The sequence below is a fragment of the uncultured Granulicatella sp. genome (genome assembly GCF_963515095.1).
GTDB lineage: Bacteria > Bacillota > Bacilli > Lactobacillales > Aerococcaceae > Granulicatella.
The window spans coordinates 68,280-86,117 of the sequence record NZ_CAUPXD010000001.1 but is presented as its reverse complement, the minus strand read 5'-3'; the positions used below and the strand labels follow the sequence as shown (position 1 = coordinate 86,117).

The 17,838-nt window shown below is 33.1% G+C and carries 17 protein-coding genes; 3 read left to right on the top strand and 14 right to left on the bottom strand.

Annotation, left to right across the window (positions count from 1 at the left end):
- Positions 1-6: 6 nt before the first annotated feature.
- The 4 genes from RWL86_RS00405 to RWL86_RS00390 all read right to left on the bottom strand — a co-directional run bounded on the left by RWL86_RS00405 (position 7) and on the right by RWL86_RS00390 (position 5,637).
- Positions 7-285: a PTS sugar transporter subunit IIB gene (locus RWL86_RS00405; RefSeq protein ID WP_006703663.1), complete on the bottom strand. Its 279-nt coding sequence runs from the start codon at positions 283-285 to the stop codon at positions 7-9.
- A complete protein-coding gene (locus RWL86_RS00400) occupies positions 282-761 on the bottom strand; it encodes a PTS sugar transporter subunit IIA (protein WP_314076643.1) in 480 nt (159 codons plus the stop codon). Before RWL86_RS00400 ends, RWL86_RS00405 begins: the two co-directional genes overlap by 4 nt.
- Before the next feature lie 12 nt (positions 762-773).
- Complete coding sequence (locus tag RWL86_RS00395; RefSeq protein ID WP_314076642.1) at positions 774-2,705, bottom strand: PTS sugar transporter subunit IIA; 1,932 nt, start codon at positions 2,703-2,705, stop codon at positions 774-776.
- A gap of 280 nt (positions 2,706-2,985) precedes the next feature.
- Positions 2,986-5,637, bottom strand: a complete 2,652-nt coding sequence (locus tag RWL86_RS00390; RefSeq protein WP_314076641.1) for a YhgE/Pip domain-containing protein — start codon at positions 5,635-5,637, stop codon at positions 2,986-2,988.
- Positions 5,638-5,766: 129 nt separating this feature from the next.
- Between RWL86_RS00390 and RWL86_RS00385 the strand changes: the two genes are divergently transcribed.
- The gene (locus RWL86_RS00385; protein ID WP_314076640.1) at positions 5,767-6,327 is read left to right on the top strand and encodes a TetR/AcrR family transcriptional regulator; all 561 of its coding nucleotides are present in this window, start codon (positions 5,767-5,769) and stop codon (positions 6,325-6,327) included.
- 142 nt (positions 6,328-6,469) lie between these two features.
- On the opposite strand, the gene RWL86_RS00380 is transcribed toward RWL86_RS00385, so the two are convergent.
- The 5 genes from RWL86_RS00380 to RWL86_RS00360 all read right to left on the bottom strand — a co-directional run bounded on the left by RWL86_RS00380 (position 6,470) and on the right by RWL86_RS00360 (position 11,551).
- Positions 6,470-7,990, bottom strand: coding sequence for an ABC transporter permease/substrate-binding protein (locus RWL86_RS00380; protein ID WP_314076639.1), 1,521 nt, complete (start codon positions 7,988-7,990; stop codon positions 6,470-6,472).
- Positions 7,983-8,714: an ABC transporter ATP-binding protein gene (locus RWL86_RS00375; RefSeq protein ID WP_314076638.1), complete on the bottom strand. Its 732-nt coding sequence runs from the start codon at positions 8,712-8,714 to the stop codon at positions 7,983-7,985. Before RWL86_RS00375 ends, RWL86_RS00380 begins: the two co-directional genes overlap by 8 nt.
- A gap of 23 nt (positions 8,715-8,737) precedes the next feature.
- Positions 8,738-9,190 carry a MarR family transcriptional regulator gene (locus RWL86_RS00370; protein WP_314076637.1) on the bottom strand — a complete coding sequence of 151 codons (453 nt, stop codon included), beginning with the start codon at positions 9,188-9,190 and terminating at the stop codon, positions 8,738-8,740.
- A 131-nt stretch (positions 9,191-9,321) separates the two neighbouring features.
- On the bottom strand, positions 9,322-10,677 hold the full coding sequence (locus RWL86_RS00365) for a hypothetical protein (RefSeq protein ID WP_314076636.1): 1,356 nt from the start codon (positions 10,675-10,677) through the stop codon (positions 9,322-9,324).
- Positions 10,678-10,690: 13 nt separating this feature from the next.
- On the bottom strand, positions 10,691-11,551 hold the full coding sequence (locus tag RWL86_RS00360; RefSeq protein ID WP_314076635.1) for a methyltransferase domain-containing protein: 861 nt from the start codon (positions 11,549-11,551) through the stop codon (positions 10,691-10,693).
- Positions 11,552-11,724: 173 nt separating this feature from the next.
- Between RWL86_RS00360 and RWL86_RS00355 the strand changes: the two genes are divergently transcribed.
- Positions 11,725-12,888, top strand: a complete 1,164-nt coding sequence (locus RWL86_RS00355; RefSeq protein WP_314076634.1) for a GTP-binding protein — start codon at positions 11,725-11,727, stop codon at positions 12,886-12,888.
- A 340-nt stretch (positions 12,889-13,228) separates the two neighbouring features.
- Here the strand turns inward: RWL86_RS00355 and RWL86_RS00350 are convergent, their stop codons facing one another.
- The 5 genes from RWL86_RS00350 to RWL86_RS00330 form a co-directional block, all read right to left on the bottom strand.
- Positions 13,229-14,044 (bottom strand): DUF2785 domain-containing protein, encoded by an 816-nt coding sequence (locus tag RWL86_RS00350; protein ID WP_314076633.1) that lies wholly within the window; start codon positions 14,042-14,044, stop codon positions 13,229-13,231.
- A gap of 81 nt (positions 14,045-14,125) precedes the next feature.
- Positions 14,126-14,794 carry a hypothetical protein gene (locus RWL86_RS00345; RefSeq protein WP_314076632.1) on the bottom strand — a complete coding sequence of 223 codons (669 nt, stop codon included), beginning with the start codon at positions 14,792-14,794 and terminating at the stop codon, positions 14,126-14,128.
- Entirely contained in the window at positions 14,791-15,795 is a 1,005-nt protein-coding gene (gene floA / locus RWL86_RS00340; RefSeq protein WP_314076631.1) for a flotillin-like protein FloA, read from the bottom strand. Before floA ends, RWL86_RS00345 begins: the two co-directional genes overlap by 4 nt.
- A gap of 11 nt (positions 15,796-15,806) precedes the next feature.
- Complete coding sequence (locus RWL86_RS00335) at positions 15,807-16,451, bottom strand: NfeD family protein (RefSeq protein ID WP_314076630.1); 645 nt, start codon at positions 16,449-16,451, stop codon at positions 15,807-15,809.
- Between the two features lie 80 nt (positions 16,452-16,531).
- Entirely contained in the window at positions 16,532-16,825 is a 294-nt protein-coding gene (locus tag RWL86_RS00330; RefSeq protein ID WP_314076629.1) for a thioredoxin family protein, read from the bottom strand.
- 143 nt (positions 16,826-16,968) lie between these two features.
- Here RWL86_RS00330 and RWL86_RS00325 point away from each other — a divergent pair, with 143 nt between their 5' ends.
- Positions 16,969-17,688: a YebC/PmpR family DNA-binding transcriptional regulator gene (locus RWL86_RS00325; protein WP_314076628.1), complete on the top strand. Its 720-nt coding sequence runs from the start codon at positions 16,969-16,971 to the stop codon at positions 17,686-17,688.
- Positions 17,689-17,838 lie beyond the last annotated feature (150 nt).

Below are 17,838 nucleotides of genomic sequence, written 5' to 3'. Positions count from 1 at the left end.
TTCCTCCTAACTATTTAAGAAATCTATAATTTTTTGTAACTCTTGTTTTTGACCCATTCCTGTTAAAAATGCAATTCCGTTAAATACTGGAACTCCATAGTCTTTTTTTGCTTTAACGATTGAAATATATCCATCTGCTGATTTTAAATGCATTTCTAACGCCTTCATATCAACAGCTTCAATCTCGCAAGGCACATTGGCTTCTTTTAATAATCTTTCAACTTTTGATGCTACTGTTTGAGAAGTAGCCACTCCTGATCCACATGCAACAATTAATTTTTTCATAACTCTTCCTCCATTTCTACTGTTACAAATAATTGATAAACTTCTTCTTCCGATTTTGCATTTTGCAATTTTGTAATAAATTCATCTTGTCCAAAAATATTCATTAGTTCCACTAACAAACCTGTTTGATTTTTTGGTTCAGAAATTCCTAATACAATTACAAAATCTACAGGAACCTCTTCATCCGATGTTCCCATCTGAATAAAAGTTATAGGTTTTGATAATTTAACAATGTAAATAAAAGGTTTTTTTACATATTCACTATACGTATGCGGAATTGCTACTGCTGTTTTTTCTAATCTTAATCCTGTCGGAAATTCCTCCTCTCTTTCCACAATTGCAGATGCAAATCCATCTGTTACAAACCCTTTATCAAACAAAGTTTTAGACAATTTTTGAAGCAATTCTTTTTTGTCTTCACCCACTCCTTCTAAATTAATTAATTGTTTATTGACTAACTGTGATATAATTGTCATTTTTTTCACTCCTTATAATATTGATTCAAAGTTAGCTTCCGAAAATAATGCTGTTATAAAACTTTCATGATTTTCGCTCTCCCATAATTTTTGTATATAAGAAGAACTATCAATCTTAGAATAAATAACTTTTAAAGCATCTTTATAAAATTCTAATTCCTTTTCCGCAATTGCAATTAGCATTACAACTTTAACTAAATTTTGCCCCCAATAAATTGGTTTTTCTAATGTCATCATAATTAATTCACTAGTATGAACTTCTTTTGGATTAGCATGAGGAAGTGCTATACCTGTGTAAGTACTTGTAATTCCTAAATTTTCTCTGTGGCGTATAGTCTTTTCAAATTTTATATTTTGAAGATTTTTCTCATTAGCCAATTGAATAATCTTTGACAAACACTTATCTACACTGCTTACCTTTTCTCTAATATATATCGATTTCCCAAGTAATTTTTTGATAAGTCGATTCGTATATTCTTCATCATTTTTCATTAAGAAGTTATATTGTGTTTGCTCCATTGTATTGGCTAAAAATTTCCTTTGGATTTTTAGTAAATCTTCTTCTTTCATAATCGTTCCAACATGTATGTACGGAAACGATACATTTTTTAATTCCACAGAACTAATCACTAAGTCATTTTCGCTAACATCTAAATAACTTGCTTTAGAATATTCTACTTTATGCATATGTTCGTACTGACCTGTTATTTTCCTAACTTGATTCAATAATAATTCTGATGTTGCTAAACTGTGTGGGCATATTACATAAATATTCATTGGTTTTTTTATTTTTTCTACTGATATTTCTAAATGTATGGTTAAAAGTGCCGCTTCATTATCGGTCAATTCTACATTGAAGTTATTCTTAAAAACTTTTCCTGATAACCAAACAAAGTTATACAAAACTCCATACTGGTATTTAATTTCTTCCATCAAATCACTTTTTAAATGAATTTTATTTCGTAATCTCATAATCATTGCTGGAATATGATTGATTAACATTCCTCTTAAATACTCATCTTGTTCAAAATGAATACCTGCCAATTCTCCAACCAATGCTATAAATTCATCCACTGTTTTCTCAATTTGAACATTAGACTCTAAATAAGAATTTTCATAATTTCCAATAGTAATTAAACTCTGACAAAGAGAAATAATCTCCTTTTCGGCAACTTCTTTTCCAGAAACTTCATTCAATAAATCTCTAGCTAATAAATAAGTTTCAATAATTTTTGGATTATTACTATCTAAATCATTTTGTTGTTCTATAAAGTATCCATTTTCCCAACGAATATCGAAAATCACCAAATCCATTAATAAATAATGACGATATTCATAACAAACTGAAAACTTATATTTTTCTAACAATCGATTCATAATTTGGATGATTTCTTGAACTCTATTCTGATTAATACATCCATAATTCGATAATCCTGTTAAATTAAAATGAATTAATCCACTTAATAACTTATTACGAAAGAACTTCCTTATATTGTCTTCCAGACCATCCAAAGTTATTTTTCCTTGTTGTTTAGTCAACTTTATTCCATTCTTAATAATCTCTTTTTCCAGTTCATGAATTTCTCTTCGTACAGTTGATTCACTCGTGAAATTTTCAATGGAACAATCTAAAATATCAATTTCATTTTTCAGCATAAATGTAGATAATAGTTTACACTCTTCATTTTGCTTATTTGTTTTTTGTGAAACTTGAAAAGTTTTCTTCAATTGTTCTTTATATTTTTCATCTATTTCAATATAAATTCCCATACTAGGTTTTTTCTTTATCACTGAAGAAAAAGCTTTTAGATATTGATTAATAACTGAAATATCATTGTAAATTGTTTTAGTGGAAACTAAATACTGTTGAGCTAATACCTTTCCTGTCACAGGCTCATTTTCTTGAATTAATCGATTCAATAGATCCACCTGTCTATTATTCATTAAAATCACCCTCCAACTATTTCCACACTTCTATTTTAAAACGTTTGCAAAAAAATATTAAATCAACTTTTTTCTAGAACATTGTGGAAGTTTTATTTTTCCTTTTTTAAATTACAATTTTCCATGTATAAAAAATACGTAATTTATTTCCTATTATTTTCCTACTTTATCCCTTTGCAATCAATATCCTCTATTCAAATTTGTAAATCAAAAATATAAAAAACGACTTTTAACTATTAGAAGAAATCTAACAGTAAAAGTCGTTAATTTATCTTAAATTCTACTCTTCTCCCACACCAGGTCGATATGCAAGAACACCTAATCCCATAAAGATAACTAATGTCACACTTAAGAATACAACCTGTTCTTGAATCATTCCTGTCATAGAAATCGTTTGACGTAATCCTGATACTGAATAACTCATCGGAAGCCATGGATTGATCGTTTTGAAGAAATCATTCGTCAATGCAAGAGGATACGTTCCTGCACTTGACGCTAATTGTAATAATAATAAGATAAGTGAGAAGAATGCTCCCACTCGAGAATTCCATGTCGTTAGTGCAGTTACTATTGACATAAATGTTACACTCGCTAATAGAATCAATAATAGTGTCTTCATTTCATGTACCGCTGTTAATCCTATTAAGTGTACTCCACCATAAACAAGTACTCCTGCTAATACCGCAATAATCCCATTAACTTCTAAACGAGCTTTAAACCATGCCAAACGAGTTTCTGGATGTCTTCCAGATGGAAGTTTCGCAAAAATCATATTCGTTGATAATGCTGCTACAAATAATGCCACAGAAATCATGTATGGAGCCATCGCAATTCCGTTAACTGCTACTGCATCATCATCTGTTTTCGATAACGCTAATGGATTTGATAAAGTTTTTGCATTCGTCTCTTCTGTTGAGGCTAATGCTAATTGTTCATTTGCATCCATTAATCCAGTACTTAATGTAGTAACTCCTCCATATAAAGTTTCTAAACCAGATGAAAGAGTATTTCCGCCGTCAGCAAGTTTTTCTGCACCATCTGCAATTTTTTGTGATCCATCTGTTAATTTAGAAGAACCTAAAAGAAGTTGTTCAGATTTTTGATTTAGCTGGTTTGTTCCTGCTTGTAAGGTAGTCATTCCAGATACTAATTCTGAAGATTTTTGATTTAATAGGTTACTTCCAGAAGAAATTTTTTCAATCCCTGCGACTAGTTCAGGAGCTTTTTGTGCTAATTGTCCAACTCCAGAAGTTAACGTAGAAGATTTTTGCGCTAATTGAGAAGAACCTGACGCTAACTGACTGACACTACCGTTTAAAGTACTGTTTTTAGAACTTAAAGTATTAGCTCCTTGGGCAACTTTATCCACTCCACTTGTATAAGCACCTACACCGCTTTGAATTGCTTGACTAGCTGGAACAAGTTGTTGACTGACTTTAGTTTGAAGTGTTCCAAGTCCTCCTGATAATTGTGTTAATGAAGAAGAAGCTAATGGCAACACTTTTCCTGCTGCAGATTGTAATTTTGCGACACTATCTGCTTGAGATTTTGCATGTTCCAAATTCCCTTTTAATTTTTGAATTGTCGATAAAATTTCTTTTGCAGATTGCACACTTGTATTTGCTTGATTTGATACAGCTGCTGTTAATTCTGCTTGCTGTTCAGCACTTAAAGTGCTATACGCATTTGTTGATTGAATAGCTGTTAATGCAGCTTGTTGAGAAGCTTGACTATTTACCATTATACTTTGTGCTGAAGCTGCGATTGTAGATAAAGCATTGGTTACCTCACCCATTAAAGCTGTACTTTCATTTGCATTCGCTGATTGAATCGCTTGATTTAATTGATCTAACCCAGCTGCCAATTGAGAAATTTGACTACTTTTTTGTGCAGATGCCTCTAATTGACTCGATAATTGCTGAATTCCTTGGTTCAATTGTTGAACTCCATTTCGCAATTTGTCTGATTGGCCTGCTAATTGACTTGCACCTGAAGATAAACTATCCACTCCAGATGTATATGCTTGAACTCCACTAGATAATTGATTCAACCCAGAGTCTAGTTTTACCACTCCACCAGCATATGCTTGAACTCCATCATTTAATTGTTGGATTCCAGATGCTAATTCTGGAGTTTTAGAAGATAATTGATTTAAACCATTATCTAATTGAGAAACAGCTCCTGTATATGTTAGTAATCCATTATGGAATGTCGTTACACCTGCATCAATTTTTTTCACAGCATCTGTGTAAGTTGCTAGTCCATTGCTAAATTGCTCTGCTCCATTTGAAAAAGTGACACTTGATTGAGCCAAAGTTTGTAAATTAGTCGCTAATTGTTGGCTTCCATCTTTTAATTGATTAGACCCATCAGCAAGAGTTTGACTTCCTTGCGAAGCTTGTTCCATCCCTTCTTTTAAATTCCCCATTTTTTCAAATAGAGCTTTTGTATAAGTTTCTGTCACATTTTTTGCAACAGTTTGCTTTAATTGAACCATCGCTGAATCGCTCATTTTACTAGCAATAAAACTATGTCCACTTGAAGTTTGATAATCAATATTCATTTGTTCTGGATGATTTGTTAAAATCGATGCAGCTTTTTGGGATAAATCACTAGGTAAGGTCACAACCATATAATAAGTACCATTTTCTAGTCCTTCCACACCTTCTGCTTCTGTAACAAAATGAAAATCTAACGAATCATTATCCTTCAAATTCGAGACCATGTCTTCTCCAATGTTCATTGATTCTCCATTATAAATAGCTGGGTGATCTTTATTCACAACTGCTACTGGCAATTCAGATAATTTTCCATATGGATCCCACATAGAAGATAAAAATATAATATTATACAAAGCAGGAATTAGAGCAATCCCTACCATAACAATTATAAAAGTTGGTTTTTTCAAAATAGCTTTCCATTCTCTAAACATATAACTCCTCTTTTCTGTACATAATGTCTAATTTTTGATAAAATAGATTATACAACAATAAAAACATATATCAAGTTATTAAAAACATTTTTAGACACAATGTATAAAAACGTTCATAAAGGAGATATTATGACAGAGAGTAATAAACGACAAAAAACAAAACAAGCGATTGAAGATGCCATGGTACAATTACTAGCAGAACAGCCATTCGACCAAATTAGTACTGTAAAATTAGCGAAAACAGCTGGAATTAGTCGTTCCAGTTTCTATACCCATTACAAAGATCAATACGATATGATTGATCTCTACCAAAGTAGACTATTCCATACACTAGAATATATTTTTAGCAAGTATGCCAACGATAAACAACAAGCTATTTTTGAAGTATTTGAATATTTACAATCTGAACCCCTTTTAGCCGCATTATTATCTGAAAATGGTACAAAAGAAATTCAAAATTATCTTCGAAATAAATTACTTATTCTTGTAAAGACAGATATCGAAAAAAGAATTTCTACCAATTCTTTAAATATAATAGAATTAGAATATTATAGCGTCTATCTCTCCAATGCATTATTCGGGGTTTGTCAAAAATGGATTGCCCGAGGAAAAAAAGAAAGTCCTCAAGAAATTACAGACTTTTTATCTCCATTAACAAATTCAGTCAGTGAAGTTTTCTCTAAAAAATAAAAAACCGCATGAATCGTACGTTCACGATTCATGCGGTTTTAAAAGCAAGAAGAAATTTTTTTGTAGCGAAAGTTATCTATGAGCCTCGCATGCGTGGCTGCTGGCGACCTCACAAACAAAAAGATTTTTCTTTTACTTTTTTCTATCTTTTCAAAAGATTAATCTTCACTAAATACTCTCTAGCAACTTCTTCAGCAGGTCTTCCATTTGCCCCTACTTCAAAGTTCATTTGGCTCATTTCTTCTTCAGAAATTTTTCCAGCCAATTGATTCAAGATTCCTTCTAATTCAGGATGTTTTTTCAACAATTCTTGTTTCATTAAAGGAGCCCCTTGATAAGGTGGGAATAATTGTTTATCATCCTCTAATACTTTCAACTGGTAACGTGAAATTTCTGCATCTGTTGAATAAGCATCTGTCACTTGAATATCACCAGATTGAATAGCTTGGTAACGTAAAGCAGGTTCCATTGTGGCTACATCTAATTGTAAGCCATACATACTTTGTAATCCTTTATTTCCATCTTCACGGTCATTAAATTCTAGTGTAAATCCAGCTTTTAATGGACGGTTTACTTTTTTCAAATCAGAAATTTTTGTTAATTTTTCAGCTTCAGCTAATGATTTTGGTACGGCAACTGCATAAGTATTTTGATACGCCATTGGTTTTAAAAATACAAAACCATCTTGTTCTAAAATTCCTTTACGAGCTACTTCATAGACTTCTTCAGGTTCATGACTGACTTTTGGTTTATTCTTCAATAAGCTTTCTGTAATGGTTCCTGAAAATTCTGGATAAATATCAATATCTCCCTTTTTCAATGCTTCATATAAGAAATTCGTTTTTCCAAAGTTTGGTTTCACTTCGACTTTTAATTTTGTTTGATCTTCGATTAATAACTTATACATATTCATCAAAATCTCAGGTTCTGGTCCTAATTTTCCTGCGATCACTAGTTTATCTGATGTTTGCATTTTAGCAATTGTTGGTGCATAAGAAGCTCCTAATCCAATGATTAAAACTAAAAAGGCTGACAGAATTGTTTTTAATTTTGCAGTTTCCATCCATTTCAATAAGAAATTGAATAAAATTGCTAAAATCGCAGCGGAAATAGCTCCAATCAATATTAAACTTGAATTATTTCGGTCAATTCCTAATAAAATAAAGCTTCCTAATCCTCCTGCACCAATTAATGCGGCTAAAGTCGCTGTTCCAATAATGAATACAGCTGCGGTACGAATCCCAGACATAATCACGGGCATCGCTATAGCAATTTCAAATTTTTTAAGACGTTCAAATTTTGTCATTCCAAAAGCAATTCCTGCTTCGACTAGACTTTCATCAATTCCTTGAAGTCCTGTAATTGTATTTTGCAAAATTGGGAATAGCGCATATAACACTAAAGTTGTTAAAGCTGGTAATGTCCCAATTCCCATTAAAGGAATAAATAATCCAATTAACGCTAAAGATGGCAATGTTTGAATAATTCCTGCAATTTGTAATAAAAATCCAGAAATCTTTTTCGATGGACTCACTAATACTGCAACAGGGATAGCAATCACTACTGCTAATAATAACGCTAATAAAGAAAGTTGAAGGTGTTGCCCAAGAGATAACATCCATTCACTATTTCTCTCTTGAAATGTTCGAATAAATTCATTCATGATGTTCTCCCCCTTTAAATAATTCTTTTACAAATGCATTAGCCGGATTCGTTTGAATTTCGTGAGGAGTGTCTACTTGAACAATTTCTCCATCTTTTAATACAGCAATTCTATCGGCTAACTTTATAGCTTCATCTGTGTCATGTGTGACAAATAGTGTTGTCATTTTAAATTCTTGATGTAACTGTTTCGTTAAATCTTGTAATTGTTTACGGCTGATGGCATCTAATGCTGAGAAAGGTTCATCCATTAATAATATTTTTGGAGTCGCAATAATTGCGCGAACAATTCCTACTCGTTGTTGTTCTCCTCCAGATAATTCTCTTGGATAACGATTCGCATCATCTTCAAAAGAAAGTCCAACCTTCTCTAATAACACCTTTGTTCGCTCTTGAATTTGTTCTTTTTTCCAACCTTTCATTTCGGGAATTAAAGCAATATTTTCTGCTACTGTTAGATTCGGAAAAAGCGCAATTTGTTGTAAGACATATCCTGTTTCTAATCGTAATTCTCGTTGATGATGATCTTTAATTCGCTTGTCATTCAAATAAATATTTCCATCTGTTGGTTCAATTAATTGGTTAATCATTTTCATCATCGTTGTCTTTCCTGAACCAGATGGCCCCACTAGCACCATAAATTCGCCGTCTTCAATGCGTAAATTGACATCTTTTAAGACGGTTTTTTCTGCATAGCGCAATGCTACATTTTTGTATTCAATCATTGTAATCCCTCCTAACACCTAAATTACTTCAGTGCTTCAGTCTTCTTTAAATTTTGAAGAATCCGATTTAAGTATTCTTCTACTTGGATAATTTCTTCTTTACTAAATCCAGAATAAAAAATTTCTCCTAATTCCTGATGAACTTTCTCTCCAATTTCTTTTTGAGCCCATCCTAATTCCGTTAAGTTTACATATCTTTTTCGTTTATCTTTAGGACAATGTTTCAAACAAACTAAGCCTTGTTCTTCCAATTTTTTAATCATACTTGTTAAGGTATTATTGGCAAGCCCTGTTCGAATGCTCAAATCAGTATAAGTAATATATCCTTCTGTATCATTCCATAATACGGATAAAATTTTTGCTTGTTCACTTCTGTATAAAGCTTTTGGCTCGTTGTTTAATAATTTTTGGCAAACTCTTCCATTTACTAATCCAAGATGATGAATTAAATTTCCGCCATGCATCTTCGAAGTCATATACAACCTCCTTCAATTATTTCTATATAGAACTATACACCTATCTCTTATCTTTGTCAATTACTTCTATATAGAAATTTTTGTAAACATAAAAAAAGAGCGTTCTTTCTCGAACACTCCTCTTTGAATCATTAATCTACTTTTTTCATTTCTTCAAACATTTCATCATTAACATAGCAACCTAGAGCAGGATTTTCAGATGGGTTAATCACTACATCGAAAGCTTTTGTTACTTGAGATAAAGTCTGAATCATTCCACTCCAGCTTTCATCATAAATTTGTCTCAATCTCTTCCAATCTGTATAGAAGACCATCGCTTCTTTTTCATCTTTTCCTGGTAGAATCGCAACATTTAATTTTTCTCCAGATTGTAAATCAATTTGTGCATTTGGATCTGCATTTTCTAATTTAATTGGTGTTAAGAATTTGGCTTTTGGTAATTCTAAGCATAAGAATCGATAGTATAAGCCGTGCATAATTTTTTGTTCTTCTGTCTGCGGAAATCCTAATTGTCCTAATAACAAGATCCATCTCATGACATCTGGATTTGTAACCGGAATATCTTCTTCTGCTACTCCTGTATAATCAGGTGCTGCAATAATCCCTTCTGCTGCAAGAGATGTTTGTTCTGTTACAAGATGGACTCCTGTAGCTCCGTTTTGGTAGAACGTTTCTAAGAAGAAATTCTCAATTCCTTTTCCATCTTCTCCTTTTTGAATACGACGTAATTCAAAAATTTCTGTATCTGCAAATCGAGATGCTAATCTTTCTTCATATGCTACTGGAGCAACAAAAATCATTGGCGAACTACAAATGAATCCACCTTCTTCTCTTTGTTGAGTTTGAGAGAATAAATAGGGTTCTTCTGTTTTTTTAGAATACACGGTTACTAATTCATCAGCTTGTAATAATTTATCTCGCACAGCAATCATTAATTGTTCAATCTTGCCGACATTTGCAGTATGTTCTTCTGGTGATTCTTGTGAAGCATTCATATGACAGTATAGTAAAAATACACGTGCAATTTCTGATAAATCTGCTAAGCTTAATGCATCAATATCTCTTTGTGTTAACACACCTTCTTGACGTCCCACAAAGACATTTCCTAATGTATTGACAAATGTTTTATAGATTTCTTCCTTGTCGGCACCTTCTTCATGTAATACAGTTCCTTTTTTAATGCCTAATGGCATTGCATCTTCTAACCAAAGAGCCACTGGTTCATCTGTTACTTCAAACACTTTTTCTCGCTGAGCATTTTCCATTGCATAAATCGCAGAAGTTGTAACAGTTCCATTATCATCTCCAAGATTTGTCAACCAAACAAAATCCCCTACTTGTAATGTTCCTTCCAGATTCCCTGTTACTACTAAATCTAGAGAATCATCGCTAATTTTATAAACATCTTCTACCCCTAGTTTGAATGTTGGTTTTTCTTTTGCTGTTTCTTCTTTTTCTTGTTTGTTAAATAAATCTTTTAATCCCATTTTCGTTCCTCCGTTAATTCTTTTCTCCAACTAATATCCATAAATGTACCGTAATAGTTTCTAAAGGATGATTTTTACTATAGTCTTGATCTTCAATACTAGCTCCCCAATATAAAGGAGTCATTTGTAATAGGTGTGCATACATTTCTTTTGTCAGTGTCACTTGATAAGAAAGTTCCTTCATCTTCATCGATGGATATTCTTGTTTGAATCGTTCTACAATATCCTCATTAGAATAATATTGTTTTTCTTCATTACTTTTATATAATTGTTGTCTTAATTCAATTAAATAATTACTTCCAGGAATAATTTTGATTAGTTTTCCTTCTGGTACTAATACACGGTTGAACTCCTTATAATTCGAAGGAGTTAACATATTGATAAGCGTACCACAGGATTCATCCCAAAAAGGTAACTGGGCTAAATCTGCCACAATCCACAAAGCTTTTTGCGCATGATGATGACTAGCAGCCAAAATTCCTTCCTTAGCAATATCCATTCCTACTAAAGGAATATCTTCTAAAAATGACGATAAATAAGCAAGCGGGCTTCCTTCTCCACAGCCAATATCAACAATTAGTTGATTCTCCTGTTTTGAAATCAGTGACAAAACTTCGTCTAATAAAGGATTGAAGAAACCACTTTGCGCTAATTCATAACGATGCGTAAATAGCTCTGCATCATAATCCTCATTCGCTTTTTGTTTCATCAAATGGAGAGTGCCTTTTTTATTAATATCAAAACGATGACGGTTCGTACAAACCAGACTATACCCATCTAACGCTTCAATAGCTGCATGACAATAGGGACATGCAAATAAATGTTGATGTTTTTGTATAAAGTCTCGACTCCAGTCGATTTTCTTTTGCATCATGCACACTCCTACTTTATTTATTCTCAATTGTCAGTATACCATAAAATTACTTTTCTGTTTGATTTTCTTTCTCTATAAAATTAACAGTTTTTTATTTTGACATTTTTTCCTGCAATGATACAATAGAATAGAATCGTAATTATGCCGATTTAATTACATGAATGGAGGAAATCATGATGAGTAGTAAAATTCCAGTAACCATTGTCAGCGGATTTTTAGGAGCAGGTAAAACAACGCTCATTAACAAAGTATTAAAAGAAAAACACGGTGAACATATTGCCGTAGTTATTAATGAATTTGGAGAAATTGGTGTTGACCATCAATTCGTATTAGACGTAGAAGAAGAAATTTATCAAATGGATAATGGCTGCTTATGTTGTACTCTTCGTACAGATATTGCAGACATGTTAAAATCTATTTTAATGGTCAAAGAACAAAACGGTATTAAAGTGGACCGTGTATTATTTGAAACAACTGGCTTAGCAGATCCTGCACCAATTGCTCAAACATTTATCAATGTACCATTTTTAAATGAACATTTTATTTTAGACGCTGTTTTAACAGTTGTCGATTCAAAAAATTTCTTATATCAAACAACTCATCAAACCGAACCAGCAAAACAAGTTGGTTTTGCAGACAAAATCTTTATGTCTAAACATAGTTTAGTGGACGATACAATTTATGCAAAAGTCATTAACGAAGTTCGTTCTATCAATCCTTTTGCTGAGATTCAAGATTTAGATGCTCGTCCAGTAGAAATGAAAGATATGTTTGGTCTTGAATTATTCTATGCTTCTGAAAAGAAAATTTTAGAAATGCAAGAAAATTCTGAAGAAGAATATTGTGAAGCATGTGGACACACTCATGCTCATGGGGAACATGATCACCACCATCATCACGATGAAGAACACTGCGAAGAATGCGGTCATGCTCATGCACACGGTGAACACGATCACCACCATCATGATGAAGATCATCACCACGATCACGACCATGATCATCACCATCATGGACATCATCATCACAAACATCACCACCACAGTGGGATTAATTCATTCGTCATTGAAACAGAGAAACCTCTTGTTTTAGCTCATATTAATGAATGGTTGAATGAATTAGTTTATATTTATGGACCTGAATTATATCGTTATAAAGGTATTTTAAGCGTAGAAGGGTTGGATTATCAAATCATTTTCCAAGGGGTTCAAATGAGTTTTGATATTTCTCGTGGACGTGATTGGAATGATACAGAGCGTAAGTCGACTTTAGTGTTTATTGGTAAAAACTTACCAGAAGATACATTAAGAGAAAGTTTCGTTGCTTGTACAAATAAATAATAAGCGTAAAATAACTACAATAAAACAGAAAAAACATTTCTAGTCGTAGCATGGTCGCCAGCAGCCTCGCAACTGCGAGTCTCATGGCTAAAATTTGAGCCTTGGTCTCAAATTTTCCCTGTACTATAAGCCAAAGGCTTATAGTACTTTTGCCACGGAAAAATGTTTTTATCTGTTTTATGTAATTCTCCAAAAATTCTTCTCACTTTCTTATCGGAGTCTTCATATAATTTTCAAAATTTCACTCTATACTTTAGTCATTCCCAAATAAGAAATATTATCCTCCCAAATTAAATATTTCAAAATCCTTTTTTCCACCGACCATTGTGTCGGTGGTTTTTTAATATTCTTGGAGGATCATCATCATCTCATCCTTTAAAGAATTTTCCCAAAGGTTTAAAGCTTCCATCCTAAAATAGATTGTCGCTAAAAAACTTTTGTACATTGCTAAACGTTGAGAACTTTCACGGCTTCCATCTAATTCTTCAAATCTTTGCTTTTTAATCCATTCACACAATTGTTTTTGAGAAAGATTTCCAGACTCTATCCCAAAAAAGATTGCTAATCCTAATCGTTTTTCTTCTTCATCCATAAATGGTTGGTTACTCTTTTGAAAAATATCACTAATGACTTCTAATACTTCTACTACATATTCTTGGGTACAATTCGGATGAGAAATAATGGTTCCTAATAAATCTGCTCCATGAGCAAATGCATGTACCCATCCTAACTTATCATCATATCCTGTTCTGTCTTTTTCTCTTTTTAAATAATGAATTCCATTTTGAATCCAACTCGTTCTCTCTGAAGTTGTTAAACAAGAATCATATCCACTTGTTTTATCCCCGTCTACTTGTAAAATCATTCCCATTACAAGCGCAGAGAATGAACGATACGCTGTTGCACTACCGAATTCTTCGATTCTATACTCCAAAGGATTTGTAACATTCACTTTTTCGATGATCCATCGTAATTGTTCTTTTGTTATCAGTTGTTCAAAAATAAATTGTCCAAATAAATTAAAGACTAAGTCATCTCGGATTTCTGGATTTGGATTTCCTATATTCTCCCATAACCATTCTAACTCTTCTTGTGTTAATGCTAGATTATTCCCTTGTTTTATTTTTAACTGAGTAATCATTTCTTGTTCTAACATGATATTCACCTCTCTACTAGGCATATTGTAACACAAAATAAAAAGGCTAAGCATTTCTGCCTAACCTTCTTTCTACGCTTTTTATCGCATACTTTTTGGTTTTGATAACACTTCACTTGCGACAATTGCTTTTTTCCATTGTAAGTGATATTTTAACACTCGATTTTTCGTTGTATAATTTGTTGCACTTTTTACAGCTTCCACCACTAATTCACCTTTTGAACCCATATGTTGAACTTCTTCTTCCTGTAATTGGATGGCTTCCATTTCTTCTACAAAAACTCGAAGATGTTCTAATAATTCTTCTGGTAAATTCGGATTATTCAAATATAATCGTTTTAATTTTTCAGTATGAATTAAAATGGCGCTTCTTCTCATAGTATCAATTTCTTCTGAAGAAATAATCGACACTCTTTGGATTAATTCCTTGTCAAATACAGATAAAGAATAGTCCTCTGGTGAGAATTGTCGAAAGACTTGTACTATCTTAAAAAATTGTTGTCTCATTTTCTCTGTATGAGATAATGTCGCTTTTGTTTCAGGCATTTCTTCTACGACAACATCTACTACTTTTTGATTTTTTGGATGATGACGTTTAGGCGAAACGGATTTTTCTTGAAAAGAATGGTTCAACCAATCGTGCAGTTGGTTAAATCCCTTTTCTTGACTCTTTAGTTTTAAATTAATATAACTAGCAGCAGACATGATCACAAGGATTACTATATACAAGAGAAAGAGTACAATATTCATGATTCACTCTCAACAGAAGATTTGCTAATCGCTTCTCTCATATCTGTATCCGATTGAATATTTTTCAATTGATAGTAGTCCATGACTCCAAGTTTTCCATTACGTAGAGCTTCTGCCATCGCTAATGGAATTTGCGATTCAGCTTCTACAACTTTTGCACGCATCCGTTGTACTTCTGCTAACATTTCTTGTTCTTGCGCTACGGCAAGAGAACGACGTTCTTCAGCTTTTGCTTGTGCAATTTTCTTATCTGCTTCTGCTTGTTCTGCTTGTAATTTTGCCCCGATATTTCTACCAACATCAACATCTGCGATATCAATGGATAGAATTTCATATGCTGTACCTGCATCTAATCCTTTTCTCAAAATCGTTTGGGAAATAGAATCTGGATTTTCTAAAACTAATTTATGATGAGCTGCTGAACCAACGGTAGTAACAATCCCTTCACCAACACGGGCAATAATGGTTTCTTCACCAGCACCCCCAACTAATCGTTCAATATTGGCACGTACTGTTACTTTTGCTTTTGCTTGAACTTCAATCCCATCCATCGCAACCCCTGCAATAACAGGAGTTTCAATTACTTTTGGATTTACAGACACTTGAACGGCTTCAAATACATTTCGACCTGCTAAGTCAATGGCAGCTGCTTGTTCAAATTCTAAATCAATATTCGCACGTTGTGCTGCGATTAACGCATCAATAACCACATTGACATTCCCACCTGCTAAATAATGGGCTTCTAATTCATTAATATCGATTTTTAATCCTGCTTTTGTAGCTTTAATCATCGGACGCACAATATATTGAGGAGCTACTCGACGTAATCTCATCCCCACTAATGTGCCTACTCCAATTTTTACATCAGAAAAATACGCTGTAATCCATAATCCAATTGGTACAAATCTAAAAAATAACATGACAACTGTTAAAATTAGAAATAGTATCACAATAAGTCCAATGACTCCTGTTGGATTATTTAATAAACCTTTTTCTAACATTTTACTCCCTCCTACTCATTATTGTTCTCCAAAACTTGTACGACGATTTTACTTCCTTCTACTTTGACAACTTGTATCATTGTATCTTCTGGAATGACAAATCCTGTACTCACCACATCAACGATTTCGCCGTCTAGTTCAGCCTTTCCGCTTGGACGTAATACCGTCAATGTTTTCCCTGTTTTATTGACTAAATCGTCATATACTTTTGAGGTTGAATAGCCTTTTGATTTTTTTAGAGAAGAAAGTAATACTAATCCTTTCTTATGAGAAAAATGATTTCCCCTTTTCACCAATAAAACTAACAAGACTATCGCCAACAATAGTGACATTAAAATTAAAACGACTAAATCCATGACAGCCTGGTTTGCCCAGTACATCCCTCCTAATACGAATACTGTCCCTAACACTCCTAAAGCTCCAATTCCTGGAATTAACACTTCAAATCCTAAAAATAGAAACCCAAATACAAATAGGATAATAACGAAAAAATTCCAGTATGGATGTAGGAAAGTATAGGTTGCAAAACTTATTACTGTTATAACACTACCAAGTAGGTTCCATTTGGAGAACAAAGAAATGAAAACCCCAATGACAGCTACTAACAGTAATAGTAAGTCTACATACAAAAGACCACCCCCATTCGTTGCCATCATTATAGCACTTTCCTTTTTAAATACAACTGAATAATTATTATGAAATTATTAAATTCAAAGCATTAAATCTTCCACCATTTTTACGATGAATAATCTTCCATTTGAGCAAATTCTTTCGCTTGTTGCAGTTGTTTTTCGAACAATTCCATATCAATAAATCTCCCTTGACGAGCAAATTCTCTCTCTCCTACAAAAACAATCGCAACCGGAACTGTTAACACTTGATACTGACTAGCCACTTCAGGCTGCTGCGTTACATTAATGACTTCTAATGCTATTCCTTCTTGTTCTGTAACTTCTTCTACTCGTGGCTGTAATGCATGACAAACCCCACAAGTTTCGCTTTCTAAATAGATTACTTTAATATTTTTCATAAACTCACCTCTCTTATAGTGTACCATTTTTAGAAAAAATTTCTTGTAAAATGCATTTCTGAATAGAAAATACTTAACAAACCTAGCTTCCATCTGTATAATGAAAAATGTCTTATAGATATTTTTAGAAAGTGAGTGAGAAAATGGGACGTAAATGGGCTAACATCGTAGAAAAGAAAACTAAACTCGATGCTAACAACAGTAAAATTTATGCAAAATTCGGAATTGAGATCTATGTAGCAGCAAAACAAGGTGAACCAGATCCACATTCTAACCAAAAATTAAAATTCGTAATTGACCGTGCGAAAACTTATAATGTACCTCGTCATATTATCGAACGTGCAATTGAAAAAGCTAAAGGTGGCGGCGATGGCGACTACCAAGAATTACGTTATGAAGGATTCGGTCCTAACGGTTCTATGATTATCGTAGACGCCCTAACAAATAACGTAAACCGTACTGCTGCAGACGTTCGTGCTGCTTATAGCAAAAACGGCGGAAACATGGGTGCACCAGGTTCTGTTACTTATTTATTCGACCATACAGCAATCTTCGGTATCGCAAACAAAGATGCAGACGAATTATTAGAACAATTAATGGAAGCAGAAGTAGACGTTCGTGACGTTGTACAAGAAGACGACCAAGCAATCGTTTATGCTGAACCAAACGACTTCAACACAGTTCGTACAGCATTAGAAGGATTAGGAATTACAGAATTCACAGTATCTGAAATCGAAATGATTCCTCAATCAGAAGTAACATTAACAGGCGATGACTTACGTTTATTTGAACGTATGATTAACGCTTTAGAAGATAATGAAGACGTTCAAAAAGTTTACCACAATGTAAACTTAGAAGACTAATCATTGTTGATTTTTACGAAATATGACAAAAAGTCTGTCCTAAGAGAAGTTCTCCTGCGACAGACTTTTTTGTTTGAGATTATTTAGCGTGTACTTCTTTTATAAAGCCCTTACAAAATTTAATTATACATCAATTTTTTCTGAAATATA